The organism is Martelella lutilitoris, assembly GCF_016598595.1.
GTDB lineage: Bacteria > Pseudomonadota > Alphaproteobacteria > Rhizobiales > Rhizobiaceae > Martelella > Martelella lutilitoris_A.
The window spans coordinates 2,152,603-2,166,595 of the sequence record NZ_CP066786.1 but is presented as its reverse complement, the minus strand read 5'-3'; the positions used below and the strand labels follow the sequence as shown (position 1 = coordinate 2,166,595).

The following is a 13,993-nucleotide window of genomic DNA, read 5'->3' as shown; positions in this document are numbered from 1 at the left end:
ACGTTCTTGTCCCGCATTGTTATAATAATTGCAGTGTATTTTGTTGACTTAAGAGTTTTTGCATATTTCTAAAGGTCTATCCCTAAGACGGTTTTGAATTTCAATTTCAGGAATAGAAATGTCCCTTACGCATCTGCAACGGTTGGAAGCAGAATCCATCCATATTTTCCGTGAAGTCGCTGCGACATTCTCTCGTCCGGTCATGCTCTATTCGATCGGCAAGGATTCGTCGGTGATGATGCATCTGGCGATGAAGGCCTTCTACCCGGCCAAGCCGCCGTTTCCTTTCCTTCATGTCGACACGACCTGGAAGTTCCGGGCGATGTATGATTTTCGCACGAAGATGGCCAAGGATCTCGGGATCGATCTCCTCGTGCATGTCAATCCGGAGGGCGTGGAAGGCAAGATCAATCCGTTCGATCATGGTTCGAATACCCACACCCATATCTGGAAGACGGTCGGTCTGCGCCAGGCGCTCGACAAGTATGGCTTTGATGCGGCTTTCGGCGGCGCCCGGCGCGACGAGGAGAAATCCCGCGCCAAGGAACGCATCTTCTCCTTCCGCAATGCCCAGCATGCCTGGGACCCGAAGAGCCAGCGTCCGGAAATGTGGAAGACCTACAATACCCGCGTCGGCAAGGGCGAATCGATCCGCGTGTTCCCGCTGTCGAACTGGACCGAGCTCGACATCTGGCAGTACATCATGAAGGAGAATATCCCGATCGTGCCGCTCTACTTCGCGGCGAAAAGGCCGGTCGTCGAAAGGGACGGCGCGCTGATCATGGTCGATGACGAGCGCATGCCCATCGGACCGGACGAGAAGGTCGAGGAGAAGATGGTGCGCTTCCGCACGCTCGGATGCTATCCGCTGACAGGCGCGGTCGAATCCGAGGCCGATGACCTTCAGGGGATCGTCCGCGAGATGCTGACGGCGCGCACATCCGAGCGCCAGGGACGCATGATCGACAAGGATGAAGCCGGGTCGATGGAGAAGAAGAAGCGCGAGGGGTATTTCTGATGAACGAGTTGACCGATTTTTCCGGCGACATGATCGAATACCTCGCCGAGCAGGAGAAGAAGTCGCTGCTGCGCTTCCTGACGTGCGGGTCCGTTGACGACGGCAAGTCGACGCTGATCGGACGCCTGCTTTACGACACCAAGCTGATCTTCGAAGACCAGCTCGCCTCGCTCGAGAGCGACAGCGCCAAGCATGGCACCACGGGCGCGGACATCGATTTCGCGCTTCTGGTCGACGGGCTTGAATCCGAGCGCGAACAGGGCATCACGATCGATGTGGCCTATCGCTTCTTCGCCACCGCCAAGCGCAAGTTCATCGTCGCGGACACGCCCGGCCACGAAGAATATACCCGCAACATGGCCACCGGCGCCTCGACGGCGGATCTTGCGATCGTGCTGGTCGACAGCCGCCAGGGCATTCTGCGCCAGACGCGCCGTCACTCCTACATCGCCTCTCTGCTTGGCATCCGCCACATCGTGGTCGCGATCAACAAGATCGACCTGATGGACTATTCCCAGGAGGTGTATGACAAGATCGTCGCCGACTATCTGGAATTTGCCAAGGATCTTGGCTTCGAGACGATTGTCCCGATCCCGATGTCCGCCCGCTACGGCGACAACGTCACCATGCCGTCGGAAAACATGCCCTGGTATCAGGGGCCGGTATTGCTGGACCATCTCGAAACCGTTCCGGTGGAATCCGACCTGATCGAGAAGCCGTTCCGCATGCCGGTCCAGCTCGTCACCCGTCCCAACCTGAACTTCCGCGGTTTCTCCGGCGAAATCGCCTCGGGCCAGGTCGCAGTCGGCGATACGGTCACCGTGGCCAAATCGGGCCAGGCCTCGAAGGTCCGGCAGATATCGACCATGGATGGGGATCTCGCGCGCGCGGAAGCGGGGCAGGCCGTCACGCTTGTGCTCGATGACGAGATCGAGGTTTCGCGCGGCAACATCCTGGTTGCGCCGGAAGAGCGTCCGAATGTGGCCGACCAGTTCCAGGCCAAGATAATCTGGTTCGATGCCGACGCGATGATTCCCGGCCGTTCCTACATCCTGCGCACCGAGGCGGACTCGACGCCCGCAACGGTGACGGCGCTGAAATACCACGTCAACGTGAACACGTTCGCGCATGAAGCGGCCAAGGCCCTGCACATGAACGAGGTGGGCGTCTGCAACATCTCGACCCAGGCGCCGATCGTCTTCGATGCCTACAAGGACAACCGCACGACGGGCAATTTCGTCATCATCGACCGGCTCTCCAACAAGACCGTTGGGGCCGGCATGATCGACTTTCCGTTGCGCCGCGCGCAGAACGTCCACTGGCAGGCCGTCGAGGTCAACAAGAAGGCGCATGCCGAGCTCAAGGCGCAGAAACCCGCCGTCCTCTGGTTCACCGGCCTTTCCGGCTCCGGTAAGTCGACGGTCGCCAATGCGCTGGAGAAGATTCTGCATGCCAAGGGCAAGCACACCTACATGCTTGACGGCGACAACATCCGCCACGGTCTCAACCGTGACCTGGGCTTTACCGCCGAAGACCGCGTGGAAAACATCCGCCGCGTCGCCGAGGTCGCGCGGCTGATGGCCGACGCCGGCCTGATCGTGCTGGTCTCGTTCATTTCGCCCTTCCGCTCCGAGCGACGGCTGGCGCGCGAGATGATGGATGACGACGAGTTTGTCGAGATTTTCGTCGACACGCCTCTGGAAGTATGCGCCGAGCGCGATCCCAAGGGCCTGTACAAGAAGGCGCAGGCCGGCGAAATCGATAACTTCACGGGCATTACCTCGCCGTATGAGACGCCGGAAAATCCCGAGATCCACCTGCACACCGTCGGCCACGAGCCGTTCGAGCTGGCGGGCCGGATCGAGGAATACCTGTCGAAGCTCGAGCGGAAGGACTGAGGGCAATGGCAGGAATGGACCAGGTCTTTCTGGACGCCGCGCTCGAGGCCGGCAGGGCGATCATGAATGTCTACGAGAACGGCATTGATGTTTCCTACAAGGACGATGCCTCTCCGGTGACGATTGCCGATGAAAAGGCCGAGGAAATTATCCTCGGCCATCTCGAAGGGGCTTTTCCGGATATTCCGGTGGTTGCCGAGGAATCGGTCGCCGCCGGCCGGGTGCCCGATATCGCCGGCAAGTCATTCTTCCTTGTCGATCCGCTCGACGGGACGAAGGAGTTCATCAACAAGCGTGAGGATTTTACTGTCAACATCGCGCTGATCGAAGGTGGCGTGCCTACAGCCGGGATCGTTTATGCTCCAGCCAAGGGTGTCGCCTATCGCACGGTTGCGGGCGGAGCTGAAAAGCTCGTGATCGCGGACGGCGCGGTCACCGCGGCGGCGCCGATCAGGGTGCGCGAAAAAGGCGGCGAACTGGTCGCCGTTGCCAGCCGCTCTCACAACAGCCCGGAAACCGAAGCCTTCATGAAGGAGATCGGGGTCTCCGATTTCACCTCGGTGGGGTCCTCCCTGAAGTTCTGCATCGTCGCCGAGGGGCTGGCCGATGTCTATCCGCGTTTCGGCCGGACGATGGAATGGGATACGGCTGCCGGCGACGCGGTTCTGCGTGCGGCCGGCGGCATCACGGTTGGCCTGGACAACGCCAGCCTGCCTTATGGAAAGACAAACCAGGCTTCCGACAGCGATTTCGCAAATCCGTTCTTTGTCGGCTGGGGTAGCTCTCGGGCCGGCTAGGCGTTCATCAGCCGGCGCGTTTTTTATTTTTCCTTCCCTTTCCGGGAAGGGTTGAGTTTTGATGCCGATCCCGGATCGGGTTCGTATTTTCGACTACGCTGCAATATGACATTTTGAGCTAAAGAGATTTGACTATGAAAATCGTAGTGTCCGGGATCGGCTATGTGGGTCTCTCGAATGCCGCTTTGCTTGCCCAGAAGCATCAGGTCGTGGCCGTTGATCTGGATCCGGGGCGGGTGGCTGCCGTAAACGAGCGGCGATGCCCGATCATAGACCATGACATCGAGGATTTCTTCAAGAACAGGCAACTCGATCTCGTCGCCACCACGGACGGCGCTTCCGCCTACCGGGATGCCGATTTCGTGATCGTGGCGACGCCGACGAACTACGACCCCGGCAATGATCATTTCGACACGTCTTCGGTGATCAGCGTCATCAAGTCTGTCATCGAGGTCAACCGTCAGGCGACGATCGTCATCAAATCGACGGTTCCGGTCGGTTTCGTCAATCGGGTTCGTGCCGACCTTGCCACGGACCAGGTCATCTTTTCGCCGGAATTCCTGCGGGAAGGGCGCGCCCTTTACGACAACCTCCACCCTTCCCGGATCATTGTCGGCGAGCATTCGGAACGCGCGCGGACATTTGCCGATCTGCTGAAGGAGGGGGCTGTCACCAAGGATGTGCCGGTCCTTTTCACCAATCCTTCGGAAGCCGAAGCGATAAAGCTGTTCGCCAATACCTACCTTGCCATGCGCGTCGCGTTTTTCAACGAATTGGACAGCTATGCGATGGCCCATGACATGAACACGCGGCAGATCATCGAAGGAGTCGGACTCGATCCGCGCATCGGCAGCCACTACAACAACCCGTCCTTCGGCTACGGGGGTTATTGCCTGCCGAAGGACACCAAGCAGCTTCTTGCGAATTACTCCGAGGTGCCCCAGAACCTTATCAAGGCCATTGTCGACGCGAACCGTACCCGCAAGGACTTCATCGCGGAGCGGATTCTTTCCCGCAAGCCGAAGGTCGTCGGCATCTACAGGCTCGTGATGAAGACCGGTTCCGACAATTTTCGCCAGTCCTCGATCCAGGGCATCATGAAAAGAATAAAGGCCAAAGGCATAGAAGTCGTCGTCTACGAGCCGTCCCTGCTCGACGACAGTTTTTTCAACTCGAAGGTCGTCAGCGATATCGACGAGTTCAAGTCGATCTCCGATGTCATCGTCGCCAACCGGCTGAAGGATGAGATCTACGATGTTCGTGACAAGGTCTTCACGAGAGACATATTCAACAGTGATTGATACGAGGCGTCCGGAGAGCCGAAATGAATAAGAAAAACGTGTTGGTATTTGGTGGTTCTGGCTTCATTGGCTCCCATCTCATAAGGGCCCTTTCAGAGCAGGCAGACTCCAATATCTATAGCGTGGATATCCGGCAGCCCAAGGTCAGGACAGAGGGCGTGACCTACATCACCGGCGATGTACGCGATCTGTCAGGCTTTGAATTCGACCAGGATGCGGATGTCATCTACAATTTTGCCGCCGTGCACACCACGCCGGGGCACGAAACCCACGAATATTACGAGACCAATATCCGGGGAGCGACGGAAGTAACGGCATTCGCCCGGCGAAAGAACTGCCGGACGATCGTCTTCACGAGTTCGATCTCCGTCTACGGACCCAGTGAAGAGGCAAAGACGGAGGAGTCCGCTCCGGCGCCTGAATCGGCCTATGGCTGGTCGAAATGGCTGTCCGAAGGCATTCATCGGGCCTGGCTCGAGGAGAATGAACAGCACCGGCTGGTGATCGTCAGGCCGGCCGTCATTTTCGGTCATCGGGAGGGCGGCAATTTCACGCGCCTTGCGAAACTGCTGAAGAAAGGCTTTTTTGTCTATCCGGGCCGGAAAGACACGATCAAGGCGTGCTATTACGTCGAGGACCTGTTGTCGTCCGTCAACTATGCGCTCTCCCTCAACGAACGTTATGTTCTGTTCAACGGCTGCTATCCGGACCGCTACACCCTTGAACAAATCGTAGAGACCTTCAAGACTGTGGAGTTCCACGATGCGCGGACTTTCCTTTTGCCGCGGTTCGTTGTCAGCATGGTGGCGATGGGTTTGAAGCCTTTCTCCACAATGGGGCTCGGCGTCCATCCCGACAGGGTGACGAAACTCGTCCGCTCGACCGATATCATTCCCGGTTGGCTCGAAGCGCAGGGACAGGCCAAGCCGGACATGCTGGCTTCCGCTCTTCAGCGGTGGAAGTCGGATTCGCGCGGTTCATTTGAGTAAATATACGATTATCGATCTTCTTTTTTCGGACAGGTTTCATAAGGATTTACATCAGTGATTGTTGCCATCCTTTCAATCTTGCTTCTGGTATGCATATTCCTCGTGGTTTATCCTTATGCGATCTATCCGCTCATCCTGCGGCGCCTGCCTTCACGCGCGATCTTGCGGGAAGAGGGAAACAGCCTGTCTGCGACCCTGGTATTTTGCGCCTATAACGAAGCGCAGGTTATCGGCGAGAAGATCGCCAACATCGAGAAGCTGAAGGAACGCCACCCGGATCTGGAGGTTCTCGCCTTTGACGACGGGTCGTCCGATTCGACCTTCGAGCAGCTCGATGCGCGCAAGGACCTGCTGACGGTTGTTCGCGGCGGCGGGCGGAACGGCAAGGCGCACGGCATGAAAAGGCTCGCTGCGATGGCGACCGGCGACATCATGATCTTCACCGACGCCAACGTTCTGCTGAAGGAAGATGCCATCGACAGACTGATGGCCTGGTATGCCGATCCGGACGTGGGCGGCATTTGCGGATCTCTGCATTATCTCGGCGGTGCGGATTCGACCACGGCCAACGTCGGATCGCTATACTGGCGGCTCGAGGAGTATCTGAAAAAGGAGGAGTCGCGCACCGGCAATGTGATGGGCGGAGACGGCTCCATCTTTTCGTTGCGCCGGGCGCTTTATCCCAGCTTTCCGGATACGGTTCTGGATGACCTCACCGTATCCATGGCCGCGGTCTTCAGCGGCAAGAGGCTGATCAAGGTGGAAGACGTTATCGCCTATGAACGCCTGGTGGCCCTGCGGAGCGAGGAATATGCCCGGAAGGTCCGCATCGCCGCCCGTGCGTATCACACCCATCTGTTCCTTTCTCCGCAACTGAAGAAAATGCGGCGCCTGGACAAGTTCAAATACGCATCGCGGAAAATGGTTCGCTGGTTCGGCGGCTTCTTCCTGCTGCTGGGCGTGGCGATCGCCGCCGTTCTGGCCGCAATGATTTCCTGGTACCTGTTCCTTGCCGGCGTGGTCGTCCTTGGCGCTTTCGTGGTTCTGGGGCTGAAGGCCCAGCATGGCCCCGTGGCCTCGCTGATGGAGATCATTCTGGCATTGCTCGCCACATTGCAGGGCGTTTTTCGCGCCATGCGCGGCAAGACATTCGCCGTCTGGAATCCCGCCAAATCGCGGTAGCCGGCCTTTGTTTCGCCGCAAAGCGGACATGGCGCGCAAAGCACCGACAGGCAAGAAAGAGGAGAGAGCACGACATGGTCACGATTATTCCTGATGACGCCCTGCGGCTCGGCCTTGGATGCAGCCGGCTCGGCTCGGTGAACGGCAGCACGGGCGATGAAGCGCGGGCCTTGTTGCGTGCCGCGCTCGATGAGGGCGTCCGTTTCTTCGACACGTCAAACATCTATGCCCAGGGCGACAGCGAGCGTTATCTCGGGGAAGTTCTCGGTGACCGGACAGATTGCGTGATCTGTTCCAAGGGCGGTAAATACCTGTCGCTGACGAAGCGGGCCCTGGTGCCGTTCAAGGGGATGCTGCGCAAGGTGGCGCGGCGCTCCGGCAGCGCCCGCGAAGGGGTCGCGCGCATCCGTTCGAACCCGATGCCCACGCGCTGGGACGGTCCTTTCCTGACATCCAGCCTCGAACAAAGCCTGCGGCGCCTGAGGCGCGAACGACTCGACATCTACATGCTGCACAGTCCGTCTGCCGAGGTTCTGAAGGCAGGTGAGGCGATGCAGGCGCTTGAGAAGGCGCGCGATGCCGGCAAGACCCGATGGATCGGCGCGTCGGTCGATGATCCGGACGCCATGATGGCCGCCCTCGCGGATCCGCGCGTCGAGGTGCTGCAGGTGCCGCTCCATCCCGGCGACGCCAGCTTCGATGCGGCGATGCTGCGCGCAGCGGAACAGGGCATCGCGATTGTGGCGCGCGAGGTTCTGGGCGGACCGAAGGTGATCTCCGGCAGCGTTTCCGTCGCCGCATTCGCGGCCGAACGCATTCCCGAAATGGTCGCCCGCAGCGATGTGGCCGTCACCCTCGTCGGCACGACGAAAACGGAACATTTGCGTGCAGCCGCCGGCTACGCGCGCTAGCCCGAAAATCGGAATCGATTTTCGGAAAGCGCGATGCGTCAATTTCAATAGGTTAGAGCGCCCTTTATGCGTCCGAATGGACGCACGGCGCTCCAAAGGATCGGGCGGTTCCTCAGCATCACCCGATGCTCTGGCGCAGCTTCAAGGTTCGGTCGGCTCAGGACAAAGTCTTCAGCAGGTCCCGTGCGCGCTGTTCCCAGGAAAACCTCTGGGCGCAATCTTCGAAGGCGGTCTTTTGAAGCGCGTCGAGGCGTTCCGTGTCGTCGATCGTATCGCAGATGAGGTCGCTCAGGGACGCAAGGTCCGGCGCGCTGAGATAGCCTTCGCCGCGCGCCGTCGGCAGCCCGCTGATTGCTTCGTCGAGGCCGATGATCGGCAGGCGCTGGAAGATGTGTGACAGCAGGCGCAGCTTGAACCCGCCGCCCACGGTATCGGCAATGATGCCGGCGCGCGCGGATGCGATCAGCGCGTCGAGGTCATCGACAAAGCCCAGCGCGCGGGCCTTGGGATAGTCCGCCTTCAGCGTCGCGCTGAGCGCCTCGTCCATATCGCCGACGATGACGATTTCGACGCCGGCTTCCGTGAGCGGGCGATAGCCCACCTTCATCCAGTCCAGCAATATCTGCCGTTTCTGCTGTGCCCTGCGACCGCCGAGGAGAAGCACGCGGCGCGGCACGGCGGAATCGATGCGGCGCTCTTCCGCCACCGGCCCGTCATATCCCGGCGTCAGCAAAAAGTAGTTTTGCCGCGGCGCTATTTTGCGGAATGCCGACGCATCATTCTCGTTGATCACGGTCACGAGATCGCTTCGCTTGAGCAATCTCTCTTCCTGGCGGCGGACCTTGTTCAGGTCGAGAGCGGCTGCGAAACGTGCAACAGGGCTGAGGCCGTAGGCTCCGTATTTCGAACGCCGCACTTCATACTCCTGCTCGTGCGACAGGTAGACGAGGCGCACGGCGGGGCGGGATCTGCGATAGGCCTCGAGCTTCGGCAGGGCATGTGCCGTGCCGATATTGTCGAGAATGATAACGTCCCAGTCTTTCGTCAGCAGGGAGTCCAGTTCGGCATGCCATTGAGGCGTCGCGCCCTTCCATGCGATCAGCGGCCAGCGCGAGAGCACCGATTTGGCCCGACCCTCGCGCTGCGGGCCAGCCACGTGCCAGTCGACGCCCTTGACCGCGCGCCGCGCGGCGCCGCTTTCGGCGCACAGCACCGTCAACGGCGCGACGCCCGCTATCGCTTCGATCACGCCGCGTGAATAGACGGCGTCGCCGGCAACCGCCGGCGGGTAGGGCAGGACCTTCGACAGAAAGAGAATTCTGGGCGTGTTGGGCGGAGGCGCTTCGTGCTCCTCGGTCTGGGCATATGATGTCATATCGGAGGTGACCTGGTTCATGAGGCGGAAACGGATGCGCTTTCGGTTGAGGCGGCGACATTGATCTGGTGCGTGATGCGCCAGGACAGGTCTGCGCCGCCAGGAGTCTCTTCGGGTTCGAGAACCAGAATATGGGCATCGCTGCTCTTGAGATAGCGAAACGCCCATTGCCCGGTCGACAGATCCGCGATCCTGCCGCGCAGAACCTCGAGGCGCACGCGAACGTCCTCGCGGAGAAAGACGACCTCCCGCTGGTCGCGATCGCTCACCTCCCACTCACGCGGTATGGTCAGCCGCACGCGCGGGCCTGTGCACGCCCCTTGCCAGCGATCCGTGGCGGCGAGCCCATTCGGAATGAGCTGCAGTTCGCGCCGGAGCTTAAGACCGTCGGGAAGCTGAAGCTCTCCCGCGACCGCGCGTCCGTCTGTCGCTTCGGCCTCGACCAGCCGCGCCTCGGCCAGCCGCCCGACGCGGAAGCAGCCGTAATAGCTGACCGGTTCCAGTCCCTTGCAGCTCGGCCCGTTATGGCTTTGCGCCGAGCGTTCGTACATCCGCCGCGGACCGGTGGAGTATTGATACGTCCCAGGATCCGCAACAAAGCGAAGGCCCGCCACATCGATCTCGGCGGAGAGGAAATCGGCATGGCCGTGTCCCGGGTTCCATCGCGGTCCGATCGGTCCGGCGTCAAGAAGAGCGAAGATGCCGCCGTCGGCCAGTCTCGCATATCCCGCCTGGGGCAGAAGTTCGCTGGCATTGAAGCGCGCCGGTTCGATGACGCTATGGGCCGGCGGCACTTCGCCGAACCACGAATCGTTGAAGAGCGCGATCTCGCCGTCGGGATGGGTCATGAACGACCACGCCCGTTTGGCGCGCTCGAGGCGTTCGGCGGCAAGCCCTCGGGTCTTCTCGGACAGAAAGGGCGTTTGCGAGAAGACCTGCAGGGCCATCACGGAAAGCCCCTGATACATGGCGGACCGTTCGGCAAGGAGGCCGTCGGGCAGAATGCAGGCGTGGATGATGCCGGCAACGTCACGATCCAGCTTCCGCTTCAGACCGGGGGGCACATCCTCGGCATGGGTGTAGTAGAAGCAGAGCGCCGCGAGATTGCGCTCGACGTGGTTGTTCTTGAGCTCATGTTCGATGTTTTCTTCCACGAAAGCGACGTTCCAGCGCAGGAACTGCTCGATGTCATCGCAAAGCGCCGCGGGCAAGGTATCCTGCCGCCGGGCGATGAGATAGCCGCTGAGTACGGCAAGGATCCGGTGTGACACGCTGTAGGGAAACCAGTAGGACGAAAAACAGCCCGGACGGTCGAAACGCGCCTCGGCGCGATATCCGGCGAGCATTTCGGCGACGGCTTCGTGGTGAAGGGTCTCTCCGTCGATCAGCATCGGGCAGATGAACCCCATGTGGGCGAGCTTCATGCGCCAAAGATGAAAATCATTCTCGGCCGCAACGGTGTGGTGCCAGTCGATGCTGGCTGGCCCGCCGAAATCGACTTCCTGCCCGAAAAAGGAAAAACGACCCCGGGCGGCATCGTCGATATGGTCGCGGTACTCCTCCCGGTAAAACGCGGCCACGGCCTGGGCCATCGAGGCGGCCGGTGATTGCGCGCTCAGACTGCCGGGTGCGAGCTTCGGCACGCCGGCTGCCAGCCGATCGATCCTGCGGGCGTAGTGCTCGGGCCTGCGCGGCGCCAGCTTGTTGCGGGCAAGCCGTTTCAGATGGTAACCGATCATCCGGGGCGACAGGCGGGAAACGGCCTGAAAGGTCGAAAGGCTGATCATTGGCCAGTCCTTTTCAAGGAGGTGTAAGTGGGGGCTGACAGCTGCCGCCGCATTTCTGCCGGCTTCCTGATCACAGTCGGATTGAGCCCGGAATGGATCCGATCGGTTCGAAACTTGTCGTGGGCTTGACCGCCACGCCATCCGGCCCGGCGCCTTGTATGAGCAGGGTCAGCTCGTTGAGGTGCAGAAGAAAGTCCGGCGAAAGGAACTGTTTCTCGTCGGCCTCGATCTCCCGCGCCATTTCCGCCACGCCAACCAGCTTGTCCTGGGCGTAAACCTCGCGCCGGCGCACGAACTCGATCAGCCGCTGGCGTAGCGACGAGCGCATCTGCTGGTCCTTTTCAACGGCCGCAGACTTCCAGTTCTTTACCAGTTTCTGGCGCTTCCCGCCGATGCCGAAGAGCTTTCCGAGAAGGGGATGCGCCCGCAGCGTATGCAGCTTCCGCGCGCTCAGGCTTCGCTTGGAAAATCTCTCGAGATAGACCGGCGACTGGTAGTGGCGGTAGCTGTCGGCGCTCACCTCGCCGGCATCGCCGATGACCCGCATCCTGTGGTCGCGCGGCGCGACGACGCTGCAGGTAATGCGCGCGGCGGCGCCGTTGGCAAAGGAAAGGTTGGCGACGGAGTAGTCGGGAGTTCCCGAAAAACCGGCAACAAGCGGCGATTTGGCGGGAAGCAGTTCGCTTGAAAAGGCGGTCACGGAAACAGCCGGGCCGAGCAGGCCGCATATCCATACGAGGTGATATCCGACATGCTCGAAGGTGCAGCCTTCGTTGATTTCCTCGACCACCGGCCACGGCGCGTCAGTCGCGCTGCGTACCTTCTCGAACTCCATCAGATGGATGGGGTTGTCGTCCAGTTCCGCATAGATCAGCCGCGGCGAGCCGATCCGCCCTTTTTCGACCGCATCGAAGATGGTGCGCACGGAATCGCTGAAAATATTGCTCGGCGCCGCGTAAAGCCGGACCCCGTGGGCGGCAGCCAGCTCAAACAGTTCCCGCGATTGCGCCAGGTCAGTGGTCAGCGGCTTTTCGGAGTAGACATGCTTGCCCCGCATCAGGGCTTTTTTGGAGACTTCGAAATGCGAACCGATATTGGTCAGATTGACGACGGCATCAATGTCAGTGTCGTCAAGCAGGGCTTCGTAGCTGTCATAAGTCCTGAAACCGTAATAATCCGAGACTTTGCGCATCCGCTCGGACTTGACATCGAAAACCCCCGCAATCTGCAGTTCGGGATGCGCTCGGATGGTCTTCATGTAAATATCGAACACGAATCCACAACCTACGAAAGCAATATTCATGCCCTTGGTCGACTCCACGAAATATGTCTGAAATAGTTTTAAAGTAATATTTTTGCACAAATTCAGCGGGCCAAATTGCGGCCCGTTTCCGAGTGCGGATATTGCGGTCCGGCTGCGCGGATGTCAAGCCGAACGCCTGTCCCGGTCGCCGCCGCGCCGATGCGGCGTGCCGGTCCGAAGCGCCGCGCGCTGTCGTCCACAGGTCGTTTCGCCGTATCGGCTGTCCGGGATGGAAAAACGCTCCGGACAGCGGCTATCATCGTCGTTGAAATGGTCGCACGCCGGTTCGGGCGGAATCCGCGACCGGTGAAGAGGAGGGGATTCGCGCAGTGGTTTCGAGCAGTTCAGGGATTGATCGCACCGGCATCTGGCTGAAGGGGGACTGGCACCTTCACTCCCGGCACAGCAGCGATTCGACCAACAATCCGGTCGAGAAGATCATCGGTTTTGCCGAGCGCCACGGATTCGACTATCTGACGATCACGGATCATGATGTGCATGTGGGCGGCGATGTCGCCGGTCATACCTGGTCCGACCCGGCCTATCGCTCCGACCGGCTGCTTCTGCTCTATGGCGCCGAGCTCACCGCGCCGCGCGGACACGTCAACCTTTACGGCACGCAGCCCTATGACCACCAGCGCTTCTTCGACCATCGCAACGTGCGGGACTGGGACCTCGCGGCCCTGAAGCGGGAAAGCGCCGTCCACTGGTCGGCGAACCATCCCGTCACAAGCAACCATTACGGTTTTTCCTTCGATCTTGCCGATTCCATCGAGGTCTGGAACGGGCCGATGTGGCCGAAGAACGCGGCCAATGTCCGCGTCTGGGACAATATGCTCCTGTCCGGGCGGATGATCGGCGCACGCGGCGGCTCGGATGCCCATCACGGCGTTCCCGACCGGCCGGAACTTGCCAGCCAGTGGACGCCGGAAGCCACGATGAACTATGTGGGAACGCCGACGACCTGGGTTTTTGCCCGCGAGCGCAGCAGCGACGCTCTGCTTGAGGCGCTTGTGGCCGGCCGGGCATGCGTCTGCGCCAACCCGTTCAATCCGCGCGTCGAACTTGTCGCCGATGCAGGCGGCGACGCCGAGATGATGATGGGCGACAATGCCAAAGCCGAAGGCCAGCCGGTCTCGTTCGAGGTTCGTCTGTCCGGGGGCGGACCGGAAGGCACGGCCTATTCGGTCAGGATCATCAAGAACCGCGAGACCTTCGCGACCCTTCCCGTCGACCCCAAGACCCGCACCGCGCGCTTTACCGATAGGCCTGCGGCCGGCGAACGGAGCTACTACCGCGCGGAGGTGGACGGACCGCAGGCCGCCTATGCCGATGTACCGGGCTCCATGGCGCTGTCCGCCGACAAGGTCGCGCTTTCGAACCCGCTCTATTTTAACTACGACCCGGGTTTCTGACCCGAAGAAACAGGACC

11 protein-coding genes are annotated in these 13,993 nt (G+C 60.5%); 8 read left to right on the top strand and 3 right to left on the bottom strand.

Annotated features, from left to right (window positions below; translation table 11 throughout):
• The first annotated feature begins 112 nt into the window (after positions 1–112).
• From cysD to JET14_RS10140, 7 genes are all read left to right on the top strand, one after another.
• Positions 113–1,018, top strand: a complete 906-nt coding sequence (cysD, locus tag JET14_RS10170) for a sulfate adenylyltransferase subunit CysD (RefSeq protein WP_200338055.1) — start codon at positions 113–115, stop codon at positions 1,016–1,018.
• A complete protein-coding gene (cysN, locus tag JET14_RS10165; protein ID WP_200337912.1) occupies positions 1,018–2,916 on the top strand; it encodes a sulfate adenylyltransferase subunit CysN in 1,899 nt (632 codons plus the stop codon). The genes cysD and cysN overlap by 1 nt, the downstream gene beginning before the upstream one ends.
• A 5-nt stretch (positions 2,917–2,921) precedes the next feature.
• Entirely contained in the window at positions 2,922–3,713 is a 792-nt protein-coding gene (gene cysQ / locus JET14_RS10160) for a 3'(2'),5'-bisphosphate nucleotidase CysQ (RefSeq protein WP_200337911.1), read from the top strand.
• 134 nt (positions 3,714–3,847) lie between these two features.
• Positions 3,848–5,014, top strand: coding sequence for a nucleotide sugar dehydrogenase (locus tag JET14_RS10155; RefSeq protein ID WP_200337910.1), 1,167 nt, complete (start codon positions 3,848–3,850; stop codon positions 5,012–5,014).
• Between the two features lie 23 nt (positions 5,015–5,037).
• On the top strand, positions 5,038–6,003 hold the full coding sequence (locus JET14_RS10150; protein ID WP_200337909.1) for an NAD-dependent epimerase/dehydratase family protein: 966 nt from the start codon (positions 5,038–5,040) through the stop codon (positions 6,001–6,003).
• A 54-nt stretch (positions 6,004–6,057) separates the two neighbouring features.
• Positions 6,058–7,185 carry a glycosyltransferase gene (locus JET14_RS10145; RefSeq protein WP_200337908.1) on the top strand — a complete coding sequence of 376 codons (1,128 nt, stop codon included), beginning with the start codon at positions 6,058–6,060 and terminating at the stop codon, positions 7,183–7,185.
• Positions 7,186–7,259: 74 nt separating this feature from the next.
• Positions 7,260–8,096 (top strand): aldo/keto reductase, encoded by an 837-nt coding sequence (locus JET14_RS10140; RefSeq protein WP_200337907.1) that lies wholly within the window; start codon positions 7,260–7,262, stop codon positions 8,094–8,096.
• A gap of 157 nt (positions 8,097–8,253) precedes the next feature.
• On the opposite strand, the gene JET14_RS10135 is transcribed toward JET14_RS10140, so the two are convergent.
• The 3 genes from JET14_RS10135 to JET14_RS10125 all read right to left on the bottom strand — a co-directional run bounded on the left by JET14_RS10135 (position 8,254) and on the right by JET14_RS10125 (position 12,621).
• Complete coding sequence (locus JET14_RS10135) at positions 8,254–9,471, bottom strand: glycosyltransferase family 4 protein (RefSeq protein ID WP_200337906.1); 1,218 nt, start codon at positions 9,469–9,471, stop codon at positions 8,254–8,256.
• A 17-nt stretch (positions 9,472–9,488) separates the two neighbouring features.
• Positions 9,489–11,258, bottom strand: coding sequence for a heparinase II/III family protein (locus JET14_RS10130; RefSeq protein WP_200337905.1), 1,770 nt, complete (start codon positions 11,256–11,258; stop codon positions 9,489–9,491).
• A 70-nt stretch (positions 11,259–11,328) separates the two neighbouring features.
• Positions 11,329–12,621, bottom strand: coding sequence for a Gfo/Idh/MocA family protein (locus JET14_RS10125; RefSeq protein WP_200337904.1), 1,293 nt, complete (start codon positions 12,619–12,621; stop codon positions 11,329–11,331).
• A 269-nt stretch (positions 12,622–12,890) separates the two neighbouring features.
• Here JET14_RS10125 and JET14_RS10120 point away from each other — a divergent pair, with 269 nt between their 5' ends.
• Complete coding sequence (locus JET14_RS10120) at positions 12,891–13,976, top strand: CehA/McbA family metallohydrolase (RefSeq protein ID WP_200337903.1); 1,086 nt, start codon at positions 12,891–12,893, stop codon at positions 13,974–13,976.
• The last annotated feature ends 17 nt before the right edge of the window (positions 13,977–13,993 follow it).